Source organism: Vibrio sp. V04_P4A5T148, from assembly GCF_963875605.1.
In the GTDB taxonomy this organism is placed as follows: Bacteria; Pseudomonadota; Gammaproteobacteria; order Enterobacterales; family Vibrionaceae; genus Vibrio; species Vibrio anguillarum.
In genome coordinates this window covers 1-20,350 of record NZ_CAWNMS010000066.1, presented here as the reverse complement: position 1 = coordinate 20,350, position 20,350 = coordinate 1, and the positions used below count along the sequence as shown (strand labels likewise).

General features: G+C 45.3%; 21 protein-coding genes and 5 tRNA genes. 3 read left to right on the top strand and 23 right to left on the bottom strand.

Annotated elements, in window-relative coordinates:
* The 9 genes from AACT18_RS13830 to fkpA form a co-directional block, all read right to left on the bottom strand.
* The coding region (locus AACT18_RS13830) for an elongation factor Tu (RefSeq protein ID WP_141138130.1) at positions 1–722 on the bottom strand (722 nt) is incomplete at its 3' end.
* A 123-nt stretch (positions 723–845) separates the two neighbouring features.
* On the bottom strand, positions 846–2,942 hold the full coding sequence (gene fusA / locus AACT18_RS13825; protein WP_094124958.1) for an elongation factor G: 2,097 nt from the start codon (positions 2,940–2,942) through the stop codon (positions 846–848).
* A gap of 75 nt (positions 2,943–3,017) precedes the next feature.
* The gene (gene rpsG / locus AACT18_RS13820; RefSeq protein ID WP_013857921.1) at positions 3,018–3,488 is read right to left on the bottom strand and encodes a 30S ribosomal protein S7; all 471 of its coding nucleotides are present in this window, start codon (positions 3,486–3,488) and stop codon (positions 3,018–3,020) included.
* A gap of 96 nt (positions 3,489–3,584) precedes the next feature.
* Positions 3,585–3,959, bottom strand: a complete 375-nt coding sequence (gene rpsL, locus AACT18_RS13815) for a 30S ribosomal protein S12 (protein WP_010318930.1) — start codon at positions 3,957–3,959, stop codon at positions 3,585–3,587.
* A gap of 182 nt (positions 3,960–4,141) precedes the next feature.
* Entirely contained in the window at positions 4,142–4,417 is a 276-nt protein-coding gene (tusB, locus tag AACT18_RS13810) for a sulfurtransferase complex subunit TusB (protein WP_010318931.1), read from the bottom strand.
* Between the two features lie 9 nt (positions 4,418–4,426).
* Positions 4,427–4,783, bottom strand: a complete 357-nt coding sequence (gene tusC / locus AACT18_RS13805; protein ID WP_064624234.1) for a sulfurtransferase complex subunit TusC — start codon at positions 4,781–4,783, stop codon at positions 4,427–4,429.
* Positions 4,780–5,184 (bottom strand): sulfurtransferase complex subunit TusD, encoded by a 405-nt coding sequence (gene tusD, locus AACT18_RS13800; RefSeq protein WP_010318933.1) that lies wholly within the window; start codon positions 5,182–5,184, stop codon positions 4,780–4,782. The genes tusC and tusD overlap by 4 nt, the downstream gene beginning before the upstream one ends.
* Positions 5,178–5,897, bottom strand: coding sequence for a helix-turn-helix transcriptional regulator (locus tag AACT18_RS13795; RefSeq protein WP_013857924.1), 720 nt, complete (start codon positions 5,895–5,897; stop codon positions 5,178–5,180). Before AACT18_RS13795 ends, tusD begins: the two co-directional genes overlap by 7 nt.
* A gap of 185 nt (positions 5,898–6,082) precedes the next feature.
* Positions 6,083–6,871 carry an FKBP-type peptidyl-prolyl cis-trans isomerase gene (gene fkpA / locus AACT18_RS13790; protein WP_094124957.1) on the bottom strand — a complete coding sequence of 263 codons (789 nt, stop codon included), beginning with the start codon at positions 6,869–6,871 and terminating at the stop codon, positions 6,083–6,085.
* A 139-nt stretch (positions 6,872–7,010) separates the two neighbouring features.
* Here fkpA and AACT18_RS13785 point away from each other — a divergent pair, with 139 nt between their 5' ends.
* Positions 7,011–7,991: a WD40 repeat domain-containing protein gene (locus tag AACT18_RS13785; RefSeq protein WP_026027456.1), complete on the top strand. Its 981-nt coding sequence runs from the start codon at positions 7,011–7,013 to the stop codon at positions 7,989–7,991.
* Positions 7,992–7,993: 2 nt separating this feature from the next.
* Positions 7,994–8,221, top strand: coding sequence for a SlyX family protein (locus AACT18_RS13780; protein ID WP_010318937.1), 228 nt, complete (start codon positions 7,994–7,996; stop codon positions 8,219–8,221).
* A gap of 64 nt (positions 8,222–8,285) precedes the next feature.
* On the opposite strand, the gene AACT18_RS13775 is transcribed toward AACT18_RS13780, so the two are convergent.
* The 9 genes from AACT18_RS13775 to tsaE all read right to left on the bottom strand — a co-directional run bounded on the left by AACT18_RS13775 (position 8,286) and on the right by tsaE (position 17,673).
* The gene (locus AACT18_RS13775) at positions 8,286–8,474 is read right to left on the bottom strand and encodes a DUF2065 domain-containing protein (RefSeq protein ID WP_017043313.1); all 189 of its coding nucleotides are present in this window, start codon (positions 8,472–8,474) and stop codon (positions 8,286–8,288) included.
* Positions 8,475–8,544: 70 nt separating this feature from the next.
* Positions 8,545–9,525, bottom strand: coding sequence for a protease modulator HflC (gene hflC / locus AACT18_RS13770; protein ID WP_013857929.1), 981 nt, complete (start codon positions 9,523–9,525; stop codon positions 8,545–8,547).
* A 2-nt stretch (positions 9,526–9,527) separates the two neighbouring features.
* Positions 9,528–10,721, bottom strand: a complete 1,194-nt coding sequence (gene hflK / locus AACT18_RS13765) for an FtsH protease activity modulator HflK (RefSeq protein WP_013857930.1) — start codon at positions 10,719–10,721, stop codon at positions 9,528–9,530.
* Positions 10,722–10,766: 45 nt separating this feature from the next.
* Complete coding sequence (hflX, locus tag AACT18_RS13760) at positions 10,767–12,056, bottom strand: ribosome rescue GTPase HflX (RefSeq protein WP_094124956.1); 1,290 nt, start codon at positions 12,054–12,056, stop codon at positions 10,767–10,769.
* Between the two features lie 41 nt (positions 12,057–12,097).
* Positions 12,098–12,364, bottom strand: coding sequence for an RNA chaperone Hfq (hfq, locus tag AACT18_RS13755; RefSeq protein ID WP_013857931.1), 267 nt, complete (start codon positions 12,362–12,364; stop codon positions 12,098–12,100).
* Positions 12,365–12,545: 181 nt separating this feature from the next.
* The gene (miaA, locus tag AACT18_RS13750) at positions 12,546–13,493 is read right to left on the bottom strand and encodes a tRNA (adenosine(37)-N6)-dimethylallyltransferase MiaA (protein WP_026028203.1); all 948 of its coding nucleotides are present in this window, start codon (positions 13,491–13,493) and stop codon (positions 12,546–12,548) included.
* A 15-nt stretch (positions 13,494–13,508) separates the two neighbouring features.
* Positions 13,509–15,485 (bottom strand): DNA mismatch repair endonuclease MutL, encoded by a 1,977-nt coding sequence (gene mutL / locus AACT18_RS13745; protein ID WP_176428361.1) that lies wholly within the window; start codon positions 15,483–15,485, stop codon positions 13,509–13,511.
* 8 nt (positions 15,486–15,493) lie between these two features.
* Positions 15,494–17,215, bottom strand: a complete 1,722-nt coding sequence (locus tag AACT18_RS13740; protein WP_019281423.1) for an N-acetylmuramoyl-L-alanine amidase — start codon at positions 17,213–17,215, stop codon at positions 15,494–15,496.
* A complete protein-coding gene (gene tsaE / locus AACT18_RS13735) occupies positions 17,209–17,673 on the bottom strand; it encodes a tRNA (adenosine(37)-N6)-threonylcarbamoyltransferase complex ATPase subunit type 1 TsaE (RefSeq protein WP_010318946.1) in 465 nt (154 codons plus the stop codon). The genes AACT18_RS13740 and tsaE overlap by 7 nt, the downstream gene beginning before the upstream one ends.
* Positions 17,674–17,893: 220 nt before the next feature.
* Here tsaE and queG point away from each other — a divergent pair, with 220 nt between their 5' ends.
* A complete protein-coding gene (queG, locus tag AACT18_RS13730; RefSeq protein WP_029190010.1) occupies positions 17,894–19,024 on the top strand; it encodes a tRNA epoxyqueuosine(34) reductase QueG in 1,131 nt (376 codons plus the stop codon).
* A 559-nt stretch (positions 19,025–19,583) separates the two neighbouring features.
* Here the strand turns inward: queG and AACT18_RS13725 are convergent.
* The 5 genes from AACT18_RS13725 to AACT18_RS13705 all read right to left on the bottom strand — a co-directional run bounded on the left by AACT18_RS13725 (position 19,584) and on the right by AACT18_RS13705 (position 20,336).
* Positions 19,584–19,650 (bottom strand) — tRNA-Gly (locus tag AACT18_RS13725).
* A gap of 33 nt (positions 19,651–19,683) precedes the next feature.
* Positions 19,684–19,760 (bottom strand) — tRNA-Met (locus tag AACT18_RS13720).
* A gap of 153 nt (positions 19,761–19,913) precedes the next feature.
* A tRNA-Gly gene (locus AACT18_RS13715) sits at positions 19,914–19,989 on the bottom strand.
* Between the two features lie 33 nt (positions 19,990–20,022).
* A tRNA-Met gene (locus AACT18_RS13710) sits at positions 20,023–20,099 on the bottom strand.
* A gap of 161 nt (positions 20,100–20,260) precedes the next feature.
* A tRNA-Gly gene (locus AACT18_RS13705) sits at positions 20,261–20,336 on the bottom strand.
* Between the last annotated feature and the right edge of the window lie 14 nt (positions 20,337–20,350).

Genomic DNA, 20,350 nt, shown 5'->3' with positions numbered 1-20,350 from the left:
TCACCTACACGTAGGATACCGCGCTCGATACGGCCAGTTACTACTGTACCACGACCTTGGATTGAGAATACGTCTTCGATTGGTAGTAGGAATGCTTGGTCTACTGCACGCTCAGGCTCTGGAATGTAAGTGTCTAGCGCTTCAGCAAGTTCAATGATTTTCGCTTCCCACTGCTCTTCGCCGTTTAGTGCGCCTAGTGCAGAACCTTGGATAACTGGTAGGTCATCACCTGGGAAATCGTACTCAGATAGAAGCTCACGAACTTCCATTTCTACTAGCTCTAGAAGCTCTTCATCATCAACCATGTCACATTTGTTCATGAATACGATGATGTAAGGAATACCAACTTGGCGACCAAGTAGGATGTGCTCACGAGTTTGTGGCATTGGGCCATCTGTTGCAGCAACAACTAGGATACCGCCGTCCATTTGCGCAGCACCTGTGATCATGTTTTTAACATAGTCAGCGTGTCCTGGGCAGTCTACGTGTGCGTAGTGGCGTGCTGGTGTATCGTACTCTACGTGAGAAGTATTGATTGTAATACCGCGCTCGCGCTCTTCTGGAGCGTTATCGATAGATGCGAAGTCTTTCGCTTCACCACCGTACACTTTTGCAAGTGTAGTACAGATAGCAGCAGTTAGAGTTGTTTTACCGTGGTCAACGTGGCCGATAGTACCAACGTTTACGTGCGGTTTCGTACGTTCAAATTTTGCTTTAGACACGATCGTGTTCCTTCCTAGTTATGATTCGTCTTGAGTCACATATAGCTCAAGACGCGCCAGAAATTGCTATTTTATGCGCCAACTCTCATCAGCGCAATAGATTCGTTATTAAACAAATAACAGTTAACCACGTTCTGCAATGATTGCTTCTGCAACATTTTTTGGCACATCAGCGTACTCTGCAAACTCCATGGAGTAAGAGGCGCGACCCTGAGTGGCAGATCGTAAGTCTGTTGCATAACCAAACATTTCCGATAGAGGGACTCTAGCATGGATAATCTTAAGGCCTGCATGGCCTTCATCCATACCTTCAATCATGCCGCGACGACGGTTTAAGTCACCCACAACATCACCCATCCAATCTTCTGGAGTAGTTACTTCAACTTTCATCATTGGTTCAAGAAGAACAGGCAGCGCTTCTAAAGCACCTTTCTTGAACGCCATCGAACCAGCAATCTTAAACGCCATCTCGCTTGAGTCGACATCATGATATGAACCATCGAATAATGTCGCTTTCACATCCAGAATCGGATAACCAGCTAACACACCGTTGTTCATTTGCTCTTCGATACCTTTCGCAACCGAGCTGATGTATTCCTTAGGAATCACACCACCAACGATTTCGTCGACAAAGACAAAGCCTTCACCGAGTTCCGCAGGTTCAATCTTAAGCCAAACGTGACCATATTGACCACGACCACCAGATTGACGAACGAACTTGCCTTCTACTTCCGCTTTTCCACGGATAGTTTCGCGGTAAGCCACTTGTGGTTTACCAACGTTACAGTCCACACTGAACTCACGCTTCATGCGATCAACAATGATGTCTAGGTGAAGCTCACCCATACCAGAGATCAACGTTTGACCTGTTTCCTTATCGGTTTCGACACGGAAAGATGGGTCTTCCGCCGCCAGTTTACCTAGCGCAATACCCATTTTTTCTTGGTCAGCTTTAGAGCGAGGCTCTACCGCAATTTGAATCACTGGCTCAGGGAATTCCATGCGCTCAAGAACCACTTTGTGGTCTGGGTTACACAGCGTATCGCCTGTAGTGACATCTTTTAAGCCGATCGCAGCCGCAATATCGCCAGCACGAACTTCTTTAATCTCTTCACGTTTGTTGGCATGCATCTGTACGATACGACCAAAACGTTCTTTTTTCTGTTTCACTGAGTTGTAAACGGCATCGCCAGAGTTCACCACACCAGAGTAAACACGCATGAAAGTCAATGTCCCAACAAATGGGTCAGTGGCAATCTTAAATGCAAGTGCCGAGAAAGGTTCGTTGTCGTCAGCGTGACGTTCTACTTCGTTCTCGTTTTCATCCACGCCTTTAATGGCTGGTACATCTACCGGTGAAGGCAAATATTCAACAACCGCATCCAATACCGCTTGTACACCTTTATTTTTAAAGGCACTACCACAAGTGGCCAATACGATTTCATTGTTAATGGTACGAGTCCGTAGCGCTTGTTTGATTTCCGCTTCTGTCAGCTCGCCGTCTTCAAGATACTTTTCCATTAACTCTTCACTAGCTTCCGCTGCCGCTTCTACTAGGTTGTTGTGCCATTCTTCGGCCAACTCAAGCATATCTTCTGGAATGTCTTCGTAAGTAAACGTCATGCCTTGATCGGCTTCATTCCAGTTGATGGCTTTCATCTTGATAAGGTCGATGACACCTTTGAACTCTTCTTCCGCACCAATATTTAATTGAATAGGAACAGGAGTCGCACCAAGACGATGTTTAATTTGGTTTACAACGCGTAAAAAGTCTGCGCCAGCACGGTCCATTTTATTAACGAACACCATGCGAGGAACACCGTATTTGTCAGCTTGACGCCATACAGTTTCAGACTGGGGTTCAACACCAGATGAGCCACAGAATACAACCACTGCACCATCAAGCACACGAAGTGAACGCTCTACTTCAATTGTAAAGTCAACGTGTCCTGGGGTATCAATGATGTTTACGCGATGATCTTGGAACTGTGCTTCCATACCACGCCAGAAGGTTGTCGTAGCAGCAGAAGTGATAGTGATACCACGTTCTTGCTCCTGCTCCATCCAGTCCATGGTTGCAGCACCATCGTGAACTTCGCCGATTTTGTGAGAAAGGCCAGTGTAGAACAGAATACGCTCAGTAGTGGTTGTTTTACCTGCATCTACGTGAGCACATATACCGATGTTGCGGTAGCGCTCAATAGGAGTTTTCCGAGCCACGATTGTATCCTCTTACTAAGGTAATCCTTAGAGTATGAAAATGTGCTGCGAGAGAACCTCGCAGCACAGAAGGTATTACCAGCGGTAATGAGCGAATGCTTTGTTCGCTTCTGCCATACGGTGAACGTCTTCACGTTTCTTAACAGCAGTACCTTTATTTTCTGACGCGTCTAGCATTTCAGCAGCTAGGCGAGCAGCCATAGATTTTTCACCACGCTTACGCGCAGCATCAACTACCCAACGCATAGCAAGTGCGTTACGGCGAACCGGACGTACTTCTACTGGCACTTGGTAAGTTGAACCACCCACGCGGCGAGATTTAACTTCGACCGCTGGACGTACGTTTTCAAGAGCTTCTTCAAATACAGCTAAGTGACCTTTGCCAGATTTCTCAGCCATAGTGTCTAGTGCAGTGTAAACAATTTTCTCTGCAGTAGATTTTTTACCGTCAACCATAAGAATGTTAACGAATTTTGCCAGCAGTTCAGACTTGAACTTTGGATCTGGAAGGATCTTACGCTGACCAATAACGCGACGACGTGGCATGGATATTCTCCGTTGTCTTTTTCAGGTTATCCAAAACTTTTCAGTTTCTTCAAAAATTAAATAATTTAGTGTTTGGCCTTACTTAACGGAAATCCATTAAGATTTAGGACGTTTCACACCGTATTTAGAACGAGCTTGTTTACGGTCGTTTACGCCTGCACAGTCAAGTGCACCACGGATTGTGTGGTAACGCACACCTGGAAGGTCTTTTACACGACCGCCACGGATAAGAACAACTGAGTGCTCTTGAAGGTTGTGACCTTCACCGCCGATGTACGAAGTCACTTCGAAGCCGTTCGTTAGACGAACACGACATACTTTACGAAGTGCTGAGTTAGGTTTTTTAGGTGTAGTAGTGTAAACACGTGTACATACACCACGTTTTTGTGGGCACGCTTCTAGTGCTGGCACGTTGCTTTTAACAACTTGCTTTACACGAGGATTGCGGACCAACTGGTTAATAGTTGCCATTAACTAGCTCCTGAATTTACTTAAAGTAAGCTTTGTGAAAAATCTAGTCCCTAGTGCACTTAGTACAAATAGGGACGCAAAATTCTATGCAGCAGTGAGAGGTGTGTCAAGAAATATACAGATCTTTTTTAACCACCATAAGTAAAGGGTGGGTAATAGAGGGGTAATAGTGATAAGAAAATCTACCAAGTGATTGATTTTTCATGATTAGTAGTAAGTTCAACCAAACCAGAGAAATCCACTTTGGTAATTTGTACTGAGCAGAGATCCTGCACCCCACGCGCGCAGAGATCCTCAAGTAAGACATAAACCCTGTTCAGATCGTTGAGTAGTAAAAAAGAGCCCGCACTAGGGTTACTCATATAAACCGCTTCTTCAACCAAGATAATACTATCCTCAGCCAAACAATAACGCTGCGCTAAGGCCAGTTTTGCCGTGTCTTTTACAATATGCAGCATAGGTACACCTTAGAAAGTTAGTACTTGATCGCACTCGTGAAGTAACTGAGCGATTTGCTGAGGCGATTTTTTTTCAACATCAATTACCCATTGAGCCGATGCTAACCCCAACTCTTCAACGCTTTGCTCACACAGATAAAGGTGTTCAATATCGTATAACTCAAGCAGTTTAAACGCACTGATGTAGTCACGGCTAAGCAGTTGTTGCGGTGATTGGTTGGCAACGATTTGCGTCACCCCAAACCCAACAAAAAAGAGCGAGATCGCATCACAATAGGCAGAGGCTGCCAGTACAGCATCCAGCCCTTCTCTTCCAGCCGAACTAGAATGAGGCGAAGAATGAAAAACAAAACCGATTTTTTTCAAAACTGTACCACTCGATCTTGAGTCAATAACGCTTCAGCCAAACTTCCTAACCCAGTTTGAGCAAAACCTTGTGCCAAATTATGCGCAGTGAGCTGGTGTTGCTGAGCTTCATTTTCACTGATAATGCCACGACGTAACGCTGCAGCAACACAGGTTTCTAAGCGTACATGGTGTTCAGTAGACAGCTTCTGCCATGCTTTCACAAGATCAAACTCATCGTTCGCAGGCGCGGTGATCGCAGAGCCATTGAAAACACCATCTTGATAAAAAAATACTTGCTTGAGTGAATGCCCTTTTTCTAGCAATGCACAGGCAAACAGATAAGCACTACGCGCTGCCTGTGTGCCATACACTGAGCCATTGACCAATAATGTGTAACTCAATACTGGCTCCACTAACATTCATCTCCGGTCTTGCGTTGGCGAATGTAGAGATAGACAGTATGTTTAGAGATATTGAGCCGATCAGCTACGCGGTTAATCGCATCTTTGATGTCAAAAATGCCTTTGTCATACAGCTCCATCACAATCTGACGGTTCTTGGTATTGTTAGACACTGATTTATCGGCGTTGATCTCTTCGATGGTACGCTCTACCGTCTGATCCACCAGCTCTTCTACATCACTGGCAAAGTTAACCGACGAGGCGGCTTCCTGAGCTTCCTGAGTCGGCATGAATGATTGCAGAACTTGTGAGAACGGAGCATCTAAATTGACGTTGATACAAAGTAAGCCAATGACTCGGTTATCACCATTACGAATCGCGACCGTAATCGATTTCATCAACACACCACCCTTGGCGCGAGAGAAATACGATCGTGAGAAGTTACGCTCCGATCCTTCAATATCTTTCAGCATACGCAGTGCAAGATCGGTGATCGGGGAACCAACTTGGCGGCCCGTATTTTCACCATTGGCAATTTTAATCGCCGAGGTATTGAGATCTTCTAATGAGTGCAAAACGATCTCACAAAAAGGGCCAATCAGGCTGGCGATACCGTCAACCACAGCTTCATAGGAGCGAAGAATGATTTTATCGTGATCACTAAATGGCATCACGTGCACGGATTCCATTTCAAGCAACATATCCGCGTTTAGAGTTTCTGTCGTTGTCACTGTTATCTAGCCTTAGAGCGAAAAATCAACAAATTGACGTAAGTTTATCAGAAAATTTTAATCGAAAACTCTGTTAAGTCACTAACAAGTGATTTAGGACAACTAATTCGTGAGTCGTTAGAGACAGAAAAGGCCTGATTCATCAGGCCTTTGAGCTGGTTACAACAGTTCAACAATGGCTGATATTATTTAGCTGCATCGCTACCGTTATCAATTTTTAGTAACTCCACTTCAAACACAAGTGTTGAGTTTGCTGGAATAGTCGGCGTATCTTGCTCACCGTAAGCCAGTTGCGGCGGGATAACAAACTTGTATTTTGATCCCACTTGCATCAGTTGCACACCTTCTGTCCAACCAGGAATAACCCGATTGAGTGGGAATGTCGCTGGCTCACCACGATCATACGAGCTATCAAATTGAGTACCGTCAGCCAGTGTCCCTTTGTAATGAACTTGAACAGTATCGGTCTCTTTTGGTGACTCACCTTTTGCTGGCGTCAGTACTTGGTACAGTAAACCAGATTCAGTTTTCTTTACGCCATCTTGTTTTTCAAATTCAGCGCGGAATTCGTCACCAGCTTTTTCAGCAGCAGCCGCTTTTTCAGCGGCTTTCGCTTGCATGGTTTCAGAAACGCGTTTATCTAGAGCTTCTAGCGCTGCGCGTGTCTCTTCTTCACTCAACTCAGCATTGCCCGCGAAGACATGTTCAATCCCTTTTAGAACCAGATCTTTATTCAGATTGATACCAATTTCGGCTGGTTTTTCAATGCTGGTGCTGAGGTAATTTGCAAAAGAGACGCCAATCGCGTAAGCCGCTTTGTCATCTTCTGTTTTAAAGTGAACCGTTTTTCCCGCTTCCGTTTGTACTTGTTCTGCTGCAGGTGCTGCTTCAGTTTTCGGGGCTTCATCTTTCTGGCAGCCAACTGCAAGCATGACGGTTGCCGCAAGCAGTGACACTTTAAACAATGATTTCATTTATTTCTCCAATTTGTAGGCAAACCTTTTGTTATTACGCACAAATTTCAGTGAAAAACTGGTGCGCTAAACAGAGTTGTACCAATATAGCGATATGTTGATAGATTGTCTTTACACTCAAAGCGGATAATTAGACTTGATGCGAATAATTTCTCATTCAATCCTAGGTTGCATTGTCATCTTGATGTTAAATGGCTGTTTTTTCTCTAACAGCGATGTACAACGTTGGGATATAGAACCAAACGGTTCGACCAGTTTCGGTTTAAGCCGCGATGGTCGTTTTGCGCTACTCTATTCCAAACAAAGACAACTCGTTCTATGGGATCTTGAACAAAACAAAACCTTAGCCGAATTGGGACCTCAAGACCCACAAGCCAATACCGTTTCTCATATTCGACTCTCCGATAATGGCCGTTTTGCCGTGACCGCTAGCCAAATTAACTTTGCTGTATGGGACTTAGGTTGGACACAAGCTCAAGGTTTGTGGTCCATCTCCGATGGGCTGATCCGAGACATTGACATTGCCAATAACGGAAAACAAGTTCTACTCGGTTTATCCAATGGTAAAGCGATTTACGTCGATTTAGTCACTGGACGTCGACTAGAGTTCCTTGCTCATCGAGAAAAAGTGAATTCTGTCGCCCTATCGCCCAATGGCCGCTTTGCTCTGACGGGAGGTAATGATTATTTTGCCTACCTTTGGGATACGCAAAGTGGGCAAATTTTACGATCGTTTGAACATGAGCAGCGGGTGAATCGAGTAGCGCTGCAGCGAGAGGGAAAATTAGCCTTTACCTCCGATGGTGGTAATCAATCCATTATTTGGGATCTCTCCTCGGGTAAGGAACAGGCGAAATTGCGCAGTTTTTCACGACAATTGATTTTCTCTACGGCGCGTTTTTCCGATGATGGCAGGTTGCTTGTGACAGGGAATCCTTCAAGCCAAGTCGCGGTTTGGGATACTCAAAGTGGTAAAAAACAGCAAGGATTCGAAGTAGAACCGCTAAAAGATGCTCGCCCACCCACTGCGGTGGTGTATGATGCGGCCTTTGATCATCAGCAACGAATTATTACCGGAAGCTCTGCAGGTATTGCTCAAGCTTGGAAACTCGACGATTAGTTATGAACGATAAGTATATTCAGCAATTAGAACAGCGTGTTAGTGACTTGGAATGCCAACTTGCTTTCCAAGAACAAACCATTGATGAACTCAATCAAGCATTATCAACACAGCAGCTCATGCTAACGAAAATGCAAGACCAAATGAAATATGTGGCTGGTAAAGTCAAAAATATGGATGCCTCACATTTAGCGGATCCATCAGAAGAGACTCCACCACCTCACTATTGATAGTGATGATACTGATAGTGATAAACTGATAATAATAAATCGGTTACCGCGCTATTGTGCATCACTATCGTGCGAAGTAGTACGCAATGATGCCCCCAGCAACGACGAGACAACCACCGATGCGGCGCAGTTGATGATCGGGCTGCTGGCTGAGCTCTGCCACCATCTTTCTCCAGCCATTAGGGGCGATTAACGGTCCAATACCTTCTGCAATTAACACCAGCCCCACAGCAAGCCAGATTGAATTCGACATAGTGCCTTCTCTCTTAAAGCCATAAACGACAAAGGCTCCCTGAAGGAGCCTTTGAATAAACAACGGTCAATTATTTCGTTGTCAAACCTTTGGTGTTATTCATGTACTTGAAGAAATCACTCTTAGGATCAAGCACCAAGATATCACTCTTCTCGCTAAATGATTTCTCATAGGCTTTCAGCGAACGTAAGAACCCGTAAAACTCAGGATCTTTACTGTACACATCTGAGTAAATCTTCGCTGCTTTAGCATCAGCATCACCGCGAGTTACGCGAGCCGTTTTATCCGCTTCCGCTAAGATAGTCGCCACTTCAAGTTCAGCTTGAGCACGAATAACTTCGGCTTTTTCACGACCTTGAGAGCGGTGTTTACGAGCTACTGACTCACGTTCAGCACGCATACGACGATAGATAGACTCACTGATCTCATCTGGGAGGTTGATTTTCTTAATACGGAAATCAACCACTCTCACGCCTAAATCTTTCAGTGCGCCTTTACGCGTATCTTCCAACACATTTTCCATCACTTGGTCACGCTGACCATCGATTTCCAATGCTTGTTTCGCAGCCTCAGTCGTGACGACTTCATCATCAGCACTTTCCGGCAAGACATCTTTATTACGTGGGCCTGAAACAATTTGTTTGATTTCACGAGAACCGATTTCAGAACGAAGAATGTCTGTCACTTTACGCTCTAACAGTGCTTGTGCCGTCAATGCATTGCCACCACCCGTTGCCAAGTAGTATTGACCAAAGTCTTCAATACGCCATTTGACATAGGTATCGATGATCACATCTTTTTTCTCTGAAGTCACGAAACGGTCAGAGCGGCCATCCATTGTTTGGATGCGCGCATCTAACGTTCTTACTCGATCAAACAGTGGCATTTTAAAATGCAAACCCGGTTCGTAGATTCGAGCAATTTCATTGTTATCTTTCAGAATACGACCGAAACGGACAACAATACCGCGCTCACCTTCAGGAATCACAAACAGCGACATCAACATCAATACCAGTGCAATCACTAATACTGGGATCATTAACTTACGCATTACTAGTATCTCCCTTGACGTGTATTGCTAGAGCGAGACGGTGTATTACCTGTATCACTGCTGGTTGGTGAATCAAGCTCTATCTGATCATAGGTTGATGATGATTTATCTTGACGTTTGGTGTCATTCTTACTGTCTTGGCCTGTAATTCGATCCAACGGTAGATAAAGCATATTGCCACTGGATTCTGAATCAATTAGCACTTTAGATGTGTTTGAATACACCTCTTCCATAGTATCTAGGTAGAGACGATTACGTGTCACATCTGGCGCGGCTTGATACTCAGGGAGCAGTTTTTCAAACTGTGCCACTTGACCCAATGCTTCGTTAATCGTGCGTTCTGTATAACCTTGCGCTTCTTTCTTCAAACGTTCTGCTCGGCCTGTTGCTTTAGGCAGAATTTCGTTCTTATACGCTTCAGATTCACGAATGAAACGCTCTTCATCTTCTCGCGCCGCAATCGCATCATCGAATGCATCTTTCACTTGCTCTGGCGGACGAGCCGACTGGAAGTTTACATCGACAATCATTAAGCCCATATCATAGCTATCAATGATTTGATTCAAGGTCGTTTGGGTACTTTGACGAATTTGCTGACGGCCACTGGTTAAGATACTGTCCATCAAAGAATCACCAACCACGGCACGTAATGCTGAGTCAGTTGCTTGGCGTAAGCTATCGTCAGCATTAGTCACACGATACAAGTACTTGTATGGATCAGACACGCGATATTGTACATCCATGCCAACAGTGACCACGTTTTCATCTTTGGTTAGCATCAAACCCGATGCACGTAGTGAGCGAATCGCTTGTACGTTAACGGCCGTCACTTCATCAACAAAGCGAGGACGCCAGTTCAAACCTGGATCAACGATGCGATCATACTTACCTAAACGCAGCACGACGCCACGCTCAGCTTCACCAATCGTATAGAAACCAGAAAAGAACCACACCGCAACTGCGATTGCTGCAATGACTCCAAAGCCAATTGCGCTACCACCAGAGAATGAAGGGCCTTTACCGCCTTTCTTACCAAATCGTCCGCCCAGTTTCTGGCTCAGTTTATTGAAAACCTCATCCAAATCTGGCGGTCCTTGATCACGGCCACCTTTATTTTTGTCACCACGATTATTACCCCAAGGGTCATTATCGCGGCCATTGTTGCCGTTGTTATTACCGGGCTCATTCCACGCCATTAGAAAGCTCCATCATTTGATATGACGTTATACTGTAGCAGTCCTTTAAGTAACTATAAAGTCACGCAAAACTGCTTCTTCTCTTTTTTCTAGTCTAAACCAATCAACTTGCTGCATACGAATGTTAATCAACAAATTACCATCTGGATCATATTCTTCTTGTTGAATACATTTCATTTGTGAAAATGCACTACGAATGCGACCTTGGTGCAGTGGTGGAATACACAATTGATATTGAATGACTTGACTCGCTAATCGCTCTGTCAATGCTTCGAAAAGCAGATCAATACCCTGTCCATCCATGGCTGATAACCACACGGTTCTCGGTATTCCCTCATCATCTTTTTCGATGCGAGGTTGTTGGCCTTCTAGATTATCGATCTTGTTCATGACGACAAGCGTTGGCACCTCATGGGCGTCAATCTCTTCTAATACATCATGGACGGCTTTGATATTCTCACGAAAACGCTCATCACTGGCATCAACAACATGTAACAAAATGTCAGCTTCTTGAGTTTCTTGTAACGTGGCTTTAAATGCTGCAACTAAATCGTGCGGCAGATGACGAATAAATCCTACGGTGTCAGCGAGAACGGCAGTACCAACGTCCGCCAATTCGATTTTCCGCAAGGTAGGATCTAGGGTAGCAAACAGTTGATCGGCTGCATAAACCCCAGCTTCAGTAATGCGATTAAATAACGTTGATTTCCCCGCATTGGTATAACCCACTAGCGATATGGTGGGAATCTCAGCTCGATTTCGAGCTCGGCGTCCTTGTTCTCGCTGCTTAGCGACTTTCTCTAAGCGGCGTAATATCGCTTTAATACGTTCACGCAATAAACGTCTGTCGGTTTCTAGCTGCGTTTCACCAGGTCCACGTAAGCCTATACCGCCTTTTTGTCGCTCAAGGTGCGTCCAACCACGAATTAATCGCGTAGAGATGTGGCGTAATTGTGCCAGCTCTACTTGCAACTTCCCTTCATGGGTTCGTGCTCGTTGGGCAAAAATATCGAGGATGAGGCCAGTACGGTCAATCACTCGACATTGGCATAGTTGTTCAAGATTACGTTCTTGGGCAGGAGAAAGGGCGTGGTTGAAGATCACCACATCCGCTTCAACAATTTGAACCGCATGCGCTATCTCTTGGGCTTTGCCCTCACCGACATAATATTTAGGGTGTGGAGTTTGACGGCTGCCAGTAATAATTTGCAGTGTCGACACTCCAGCAGAAGAAACCAGCATTTCACACTCGCTGAGATCATCCCACTCACCCTTTTGCGTGAAGTTGATATGAACAAGTACCGCTCGCTCACCGGCTTCGTAACGGTCAAACAAGCAACCAACTCCTTTGTAAGTAAATAATACTAATCAGAGAATTACTCTTCTGATTTGTCTGATGGACGATCAGACCCAGTGCGTGGCTCAGCAGTGTGGTGGCTCACTGCACGTGCAGGAACAACCGTTGAAATCGCATGCTTATACACCATTTGATTGACTGTGTTTTTCAGTAAGATCACAAATTGATCAAAGGATTCAATCTGACCTTGAAGCTTAATTCCGTTCACAAGGTAGATGGATACTGGAATGCGCTCACGACGTAGTGCATTTAAGAATGGGTCTTGTAGAGATTGCCCCTTAGCCATTTTATTTTCCTTATTTGTATTTTGTTGTAGTTATTTAGCTAGTGGTGCACTGCATTATTGGTGCGGCCTTTGCATCTGAGCTAAATGAATAAAAACCCCGTTGCTACTTGTTATGACGGTGATAATGCCAAATATCAAGTAACGGATCCTTTACAGGGTACATCACGCAAAAGCGATCACATTATACACAGCTAACTCCATCAGATGCTATGGCATTTGAGAGAGTTTCTACTGCATGATCAATGTTTTCGCTATCTAACCAAGTTAAATCATCCCAGCTGCGTAACCAGGTGATCTGACGCTTGGCCAATTGACGGGTTGCACAGATTCCACGATATACCGCTTCCTCTAACGTACAATTCCCATCCAAATAGTCCCACATCTGTCGATAACCAACACAACGAATCGATGGCAAATCCGGATGAAGATCGCTTCGAGCATAAAGTGCTTTCATTTCTTCTTCAAATCCAGCTTCGATCATCTTTTCAAACCTGAGTTCGATTCGACGGTGGAGCTCAGCCCTTTCCTTGGGAGCTATAGCAAACTGCTTAACTCGAAATGGCAGGCTTTCACCTTTCGTTTGAGTTAACTCTGTAAGAGTTTTACCTGAAATTCGGTAAACTTCCAATGCTCGTGACAATCTTTGTGGATCATTAGGATGAATTCTTGCCGCCGAAACCGGATCAATCGTTTGTAATTGATCGTGTAACTGCCCCCAACCATGCTCCAAAGCCTCTTGCTCAATTTGTTGCCGTATCTCAGGGTTAGCTGCAGGAAGTGGCGAAAGCCCTTCAAGTAGAGCCTTGTAATACAACATAGTTCCCCCAACGAGCAGAGGAATTTTACCTTGCGCGGTAATATCATGCATTGCAAGTAATGCATCGCGACGAAAATCTGCCGCCGAATAGGCTTCACTTGGATCCAAAATATCGATCAGACGATGAGGTGCGAGTGCCAGTTCATGTGCATTAGGTTTGGCGGTGCCAATATCCATGCCTTTGTAGATCAGCGCCGAGTCGACACTGATGATTTCCACTGGGTATTTTTGGCGTAGACGAATCGCCAAATCTGTTTTACCTGATGCGGTCGGGCCCATTAAAAACAGAGCCAATGGTTGTGTTTGATTCATCATTCTTTTAATTCGTTATGCCAACAAGGCCGCTATGGTGGTAGAAAAATCAACGGGGCGGACAAAACTCGCATCATGAAGAGGAAGTTGCCCTTGCCAAAGCTGTTCAAGTTCCGAAATCATTTGGATGGCTTCAGACAAAGTGTAGTCACTTTTCACCACAGTGATGTGTTCAGCCAGCCAATCGGCAACAAGATCCACCGTAATAGGTTCATCATCAGCCGTAAAATTAGCGGACACGTAAGATAGCAGATCTGGGATTAAGTTTTGCAGGTTTTGTTGCCTCAACGGTTGAGGTACGCCCATCACCATGATGCTTGAACCATGACGTTCTTTAAGCTCAATCCCTAGCGTATTCAACATCGGCTGGCAATGCGCTAACGCTTGATGTTCTTGTGCTGAGAGCTTGATGGAGAGCGGCACGAGTAAGGGTTGGCTTTTCAAGCCGCCTTGTTCGGTATGCAACTGGCCGCGAGTTTTCAGCCATGCTCCTTTGATAAGAGAAAGCAATACGACGCCCTGTTTGGACCCCATTAACAGGTACTGCCCTTTGATTACCGCAATAGCTTTACCCAACTGTTCGAGCTGCAGCATTTCACCTTGATCTTGATGTGCGATAGGAGAAAGTTCGACTGCAGAAGCCGGCGGTTGAGTTGCCATCAGCTCTTGATAGAGCTTCACTTCCCCGTTCGAAGGAGAGCCCGTTGGCTGGTGCTCAGCTTTCGCCCGAGAAGAAGATGGAGAGCCGTTTTGCTGCCAATGGCTACGCTTTGGCGTTTCAGCTATGCCGTGCGCGGTTGTGCTTTCTCGCTCAGCTTTTCGTGGATAAGCGGGAGTGTTGTCAATCGCTTGCCACACTTGCTCTGGAACGGTGTTATGCCCCTCAGTTTCTTGGCACACACGATCAATTGCAGTGTCATTCTCAATGCGATCCACAGTCTCCGCATCGGGCTGATGAAAAGCCGATGGTTTGAGCTGCGGCTTTTCAATGTGTTTGCTTTCAGCCAGTGCACTACTGAGTGCTTGATAGATAAAATCATGCACTAATCGCGCTTGATGGAAACGCACCTCATGTTTCGCGGGATGGACATTCACATCTACTTGATGGGGATCGAGCTCAATGAAGAGTACATAAGTGGCGAACTGATCGCCTCTCAGGCTGGTTTCATAACTTTGCCGGATAGCATGATTAATCAGCTTGTCACGCATCATCCGCCCATTAACGTAGCAGTATTGCAAATCACTCTGCTGGCGCGCGCCTTCTGGAGTCGTTATCCAACCATGCAGGCGAAGCCCTTGATGTTCCAACTCAATGTTCAGCATATGGCGAACAAAAGCGTTGCCACACACAGCCGCGATTCTTTTTTCCTCTTGAGCGGCCGTTTTAGCCGCTCGATATTGACGTACCATCTTGCCGTTATGGCGCACATTGATGGTGACATCAAACTGGCTCAAAGCAATGCGTTTTAGTAGCTCATCAATGTGAGTAAATTCTGTTTTCTCTGTGCGTAAAAATTTGCGCCGAGCGGGCGTATTAAAGAACAGATCGAGCACTTCGACAGAGGTTCCAATCGGGTGTGCGGTTGGCTGCAACTTAACCGCCATATCTCGACCTTCACTGTATGCTGCCCAAGCTTGTTCTTGCGTGGCTGGACGAGACGTCAATGTAAGCCGAGAGACTGAGCTAATACTCGCAAGCGCTTCTCCACGAAAACCTAAGCTGACGATCGCCTCTAAATCATCTAAGGTGTGAATTTTAGAAGTTGCATGGCGGCTTAAAGCGAGCGCCAATTCCTCTTTTACTATCCCTTGCCCGTTATCGCGCACACGAATAAGCTTCGTACCTCCCTTTTCGATATCGATATCGATACGAGAGGCGCCCGAATCCAAGCTATTCTCCACCAGCTCTTTAACGACAGAAGCCGGCCTTTCAACCACTTCACCTGCGGCAATTTGGTTAGCAAGACGTGCGGGTAGAATCTTAATCGTCATCATGATTATTACTTATTGGGAATGATCAACACTTGCCCTATGGCGAGCTGATCAGACCGAAGTTGGTTTACTTGGCGAATACTATTCAGACTCACTTGATATTGGCTGGCAATTTTGCTCAAAAACTCGCCTTTTTCAACTTTATGCTTACGCAGCGGCTTATCCTTCAAACTCACCGTTATCTTCAGTTTCTGCCCCAGCGTTAAGGTGTCTGAACGCAAGTTATTCTCGCGTTTAATCGCATCCACACTCACTTTATACGTGCTCGCTATCTTGCCCAAATACTCGCCAGATTTCACCACATGCGTAACAATTTCCGTTTCTACTGGGTTGCTGACCACAGGAACGCGAATCGGAGCTGACGTAGCCGGAATCGTTAAGATTTGACCAATCGACAAATTGGCATTTTTTAGTTTGTTGGTTGCGATTAATGCTTGAGTCGAGGTGCCATATTTATTAGCGATAACCGAGAGTGATTCCCCACGCTGCACTTTGTGCTTTTGCGTCTTACCACGATTAGCAAACAGAGTGCCCTCGGGTGGGTTTTCTTCAAAATACTTGACGATAGCGGTTGCCAATGCGCGAGCCAATTTATCTTGATGCGAGCGCTGAAATAGCAATTGTTCCTCGGTAGGGTTAGAAATAAAACCCGTTTCAACCAACACCGAAGGAATATCGGGCGACTTAAGTACCGCCAAACTTGCGTTGACTGGCTCTGCTTTATGTAAATGGGCTACTTTTCCCATTTCGCCTAGCAGATGAGTTGCCACCTTGTAACCCTCTTTTTGCGAGTGGCTAAATTGCAAGTCCAGCAAGGTTTGGCTAACGTTTCGATCGCTATTGTTTTTTGCCAGCACTTCACCAGCACCACCTAACAGTTCTGATTGCTGTTCGTGATTCTCAACCCAGCGAGCAATTTCCGTATTCGCACGCTTGGTATTTAACACAAACACCGAGCCCCCCCTGGGTTGCGGGGTATGAAACGCATCGGCGTGAATGGAGACGAGTAGGTGTGACTTATTACGGCGCGCAATTTCAGAACGTTTATTGAGATTGACAAAGTAATCGCCACTGCGTGTCATGACCGCCTTCATTCCCGGTACGGCGTTAATTTGATCTGCGATCTTCTTGGAGATACTTAAGGTGGCATTTTTTTCATATTTTTTGGTCGGGCCAATCGAACCGGGATCTTCTCCGCCATGACCAGCATCAATAGCCACCACGATATCCTCGGTTCCTAATAACTGCGAAGCGTCGCGGCTCACTTTAGTTTGGCTGGCAGGTTTTACTGTCGCCTTATCACTATCCAAATTGTGGGGTAAATCAACCACCAAACGATGCCCATACTGACCACCCGGCGTTGGCGCAAGTTTAAATGGCTGAGGGTTCACTTTGCGCTGTAACTCAAACACCAAGCGATACGTCCCTTTCTCCGGAGGCGAGCTATTACGAATTTGCTTGAGAACAGGACTATCCGTGACTTTAAGCGGCAATTTTGTATTAAGCGTGGTGTTTTTTAAATCCACCACCAAACGCTCGGGGCTGCTTAAAGTGAAATAGCTATAATCCGCTTCAGTTTTGAGATCGATAACCACTCGAGTTTCATCTGGAGAAGGCCAAACGCGCACGCCTTCTAATGCATTCGCGTGCGCCGTTGAAGTAAATAAAGCACAGCCCCAAACCGCAAGCGATAGAGTTATCGTTCGTAACAAATGGATGATGTTCAACATAACTCCAACTGACTCAGCAATGAGGATCCATAGGGGCTGTTTGCACTCAGAAAAGCTTGCCTTTGTTCGCCATCGTAACGTAGCTCAACATCAATATCTGCGGTTGGAAGTAGACCGCTGCCTTTTTCTGGCCACTCAACAAGGCAGATCGCATCCGGTGTGAAATAGTCACGAATACCCATAAATTCCAACTCTTCCGGATCGGCCAAGCGATAAAGATCAAAATGGTATACTTGCCAATCGGCTAGTTGATAAGGTTCAACTAAGGTATAAGTCGGGCTCTTGACGTTGCCAACATGGCCTAATGCGCGGATGAAGCCACGGCTGAAGGTTGTTTTTCCAGCACCGAGATCACCATGCAAATAAAGCGTGGTTTGCGCAGAGCATCGCTTAGCCAAAGCTGCGCCTAATTTTACCGTTTGCTGTTCGTCTTTTAAGGTAAAGATCTTAGTACTCATGAATTACCGCTCTCAAGTGTCGAAAATTGACTATATAAAAATCAAAAGAACTCGAATAGTAAACTGGGTTGGAATTGAGAGACAAGCTCTCTTCTGTAAGTAAAAGGAAAAAACTCGCTTTTTATGTCAGTTTAATCCACATCACAGACGATCATTTCCTAGATCCTCAATAAAGGATCCGTTAAGATCCTCGCCCCTTTTTGCAACGAGCTCATCGATAATGGACTACCAAGTACTGGCAGACAAAATTAAAATCTGGGCACGTGAACTTGGCTTCGAAAAGGTCGGGATCTGCGATATCGATCTCAGTGAGCACGAAGAGTCTTTGCAGAAATGGTTGGATGCTGGATTTCACGGTGAAATGGACTGGATGGCGCGCCATGGCATGATGCGAGCTAGGCCACATGAACTCCTTCCCGGCACCGTCCGTGTGATCAGCGCACGCATGAATTACTTACCCCCAGATGCTCGGTTTGCCAGTGATTTGAATAATCCCAATTACGCTTATATCAGCCGCTACGCTCTGGGGCGTGACTACCATAAACTGGTACGCAACCAGCTCAAAAAACTCGGCGAAAAGATTGAACAAGAAGTGGGGGCACTCGGTTATCGCCCTTTTGTGGACTCCGCCCCAATACTAGAGCGGCCTTTAGCACAAAAAGCTGGACTTGGTTGGACTGGCAAGCATTCGCTTATCCTTGATAAAGAGAGTGGTTCTTGGTTTTTTCTTGGTGAACTACTGATTGATTTGCCGCTGCCAGTCGATACACCAAGCAGTAATCAATGTGGAAAATGCACTGCCTGCATCACCTCATGCCCTACACAAGCCATCGTGGAAGACGGTGTTGTTGATGCTCGCCGATGCATCTCTTACCTCACTATAGAATATGATGGCGTAATTGCTGAAGAGTTTCGCAAGGCAATGGGTAACCGCATTTACGGCTGTGATGATTGCCAGTTGGTCTGCCCTTGGAATCGCTTTTCCGACCTCACTCAGCAAAGTGATTTTCATCGCCGTCAAGCACTGGATGAACCAGACTTAGTTGAACTGTTTGCTTGGGATGAGGCCACCTTCTTACGTTATATGGAAGGTTCGGCTATTCGCCGAATTGGCCACCAGCAATGGTTGCGTAATCTTTCCATCGCTTTAGGAAACGCGCCATATTCACAACGCATTATCGCAGCGCTAAACACAAGGTTAGGCTTGTCTGATTTATTAGACGAACATATACATTGGGCGCTAGTAGAACAAAAACGAAAATCATCGGAGCCAGCGAGTGCATGCTCTAGCAATAAGAAGCAGCAGCGCTTAATTCGAATTGTCGAGAAAGGGTTACCGCGTGATGCGTAAAAAATGAGGTAATTGCATAACTAATGAACACAGACTTTGATATGTATCTCAAAATACCAATTTGTGGACAAAATTTTAAACACGACACTGTTTTCTATAATTAAGAAAAGTTAGCCACATCAGCAATTAATGACAAGGATCAAAGATCTTGATATTAATGATCATACAGTTAGTTGACCTAATGGTGACAAAACAACAAAAATCAATTTAAAAACAATTAGTTACACAGAAAGACAGCAAGATTAGAGAACAGAGCCGCATTAAAAGATCTTTCACTGACGCTTACCAGCACTTCACTAAAAACACGTTATACACCAACTTATCCACAATTATTTTTTGTGGATAACTCTGTTAATGAATACGAATAAATAGCGACGAAAAGCCAGATTCTACAGAGGCTAACCTGTGTATTGAAATTCAGCACGTAAGTTATCAAGACGGCAATAAATCCGCTTAGAACTGCAGATTATTTTTATTTTAGGGAGTTATGCTTCACAGCATTAAAGAAAGAGCATAAACCAAATACTGGTTTGAGTTCAGAGAATACTCTGAAAGAAGCTGGAACGACACATAACCGTTACCTCAACCTTGGCAAGGTTGCGCTCTACCAACTGAGCTAGTGTCGCAATGATTAATCGCATTCACGCTTAATCTGAATTTGGTTGCGGGGGCCGGATTTGAACCGACGACCTTCGGGTTATGAGCCCGACGAGCTACCAAGCTGCTCCACCCCGCGTCCGTATTGTGTCACCGTTAAGTACGATGAAAACTTACACTCTCTAACAAGAGAATTTGGAGCGACACACGAGGTTCACTTTCTTTAAATAAAAAGGCGTGACCTCAACCTTAGCTAGGTTGCGTGGCGCTATTCTTTTCTTCGAAAAGAATTTGGAGCGACACACGAGGTTCGAACTCGTGACCTCAATCTTGGCAAGGTTGCGCTCTACCAACTGAGCTAGTGTCGCAATGATTAATCGTATTTACGCTTAATCTAAATTTGGTTGCGGGGGCTGGATTTGAACCAACGACCTTCGGGTTATGAGCCCGACGAGCTACCAAGCTGCTCCACCCCGCGTCCGTATTGTGTCACCGTTAAGTACGGTGAAAACTTAAACCTGTTCACTTTCTAACAAAAGAAAGTGCAGCGACACACGAGGTTCACTTTCTTTAAACAAAGAAGCGTGACCTCAACCTTAACTAGGTTGTGCGGCGCTATTCTTTTCTTCGAAAAGAATTTGGAGCGACACACGAGGTTCGAACTCGTGACCTCAACCTTGGCAAGGTTGCGCTCTACCAACTGAGCTAGTGTCGCAATGATTAATCGTA

What these genes read in the sequence shown, in the direction of transcription:
- tsaE (WP_010318946.1), bottom strand. Translation starts at nt 17,673, where the DNA reads ATGAGTACTAAGATCTTTACCTTAAAAGACGAACAGCAAACGGTAAAA.
- rpsL (WP_010318930.1), bottom strand. Translation starts at nt 3,959, where the DNA reads ATGGCAACTATTAACCAGTTGGTCCGCAATCCTCGTGTAAAGCAAGTT.
- tusB (WP_010318931.1), bottom strand. Translation starts at nt 4,417, where the DNA reads ATGCTGCATATTGTAAAAGACACGGCAAAACTGGCCTTAGCGCAGCGT.
- queG (WP_029190010.1), top strand. Translation starts at nt 17,894, where the DNA reads ATGGACTACCAAGTACTGGCAGACAAAATTAAAATCTGGGCACGTGAA.
- rpsG (WP_013857921.1), bottom strand. Translation starts at nt 3,488, where the DNA reads ATGCCACGTCGTCGCGTTATTGGTCAGCGTAAGATCCTTCCAGATCCA.
- tusD (WP_010318933.1), bottom strand. Translation starts at nt 5,184, where the DNA reads ATGTTAGTGGAGCCAGTATTGAGTTACACATTATTGGTCAATGGCTCA.
- hflC (WP_013857929.1), bottom strand. Translation starts at nt 9,525, where the DNA reads ATGCGTAAGTTAATGATCCCAGTATTAGTGATTGCACTGGTATTGATG.
- AACT18_RS13775 (WP_017043313.1), bottom strand. Translation starts at nt 8,474, where the DNA reads ATGTCGAATTCAATCTGGCTTGCTGTGGGGCTGGTGTTAATTGCAGAA.
- AACT18_RS13780 (WP_010318937.1), top strand. Translation starts at nt 7,994, where the DNA reads ATGAACGATAAGTATATTCAGCAATTAGAACAGCGTGTTAGTGACTTG.
- fkpA (WP_094124957.1), bottom strand. Translation starts at nt 6,871, where the DNA reads ATGAAATCATTGTTTAAAGTGTCACTGCTTGCGGCAACCGTCATGCTT.
- hflK (WP_013857930.1), bottom strand. Translation starts at nt 10,721, where the DNA reads ATGGCGTGGAATGAGCCCGGTAATAACAACGGCAACAATGGCCGCGAT.
- miaA (WP_026028203.1), bottom strand. Translation starts at nt 13,493, where the DNA reads ATGAATCAAACACAACCATTGGCTCTGTTTTTAATGGGCCCGACCGCA.
- hfq (WP_013857931.1), bottom strand. Translation starts at nt 12,364, where the DNA reads ATGGCTAAGGGGCAATCTCTACAAGACCCATTCTTAAATGCACTACGT.
- AACT18_RS13785 (WP_026027456.1), top strand. Translation starts at nt 7,011, where the DNA reads ATGCGAATAATTTCTCATTCAATCCTAGGTTGCATTGTCATCTTGATG.
- mutL (WP_176428361.1), bottom strand. Translation starts at nt 15,485, where the DNA reads ATGACGATTAAGATTCTACCCGCACGTCTTGCTAACCAAATTGCCGCA.
- AACT18_RS13740 (WP_019281423.1), bottom strand. Translation starts at nt 17,215, where the DNA reads ATGTTGAACATCATCCATTTGTTACGAACGATAACTCTATCGCTTGCG.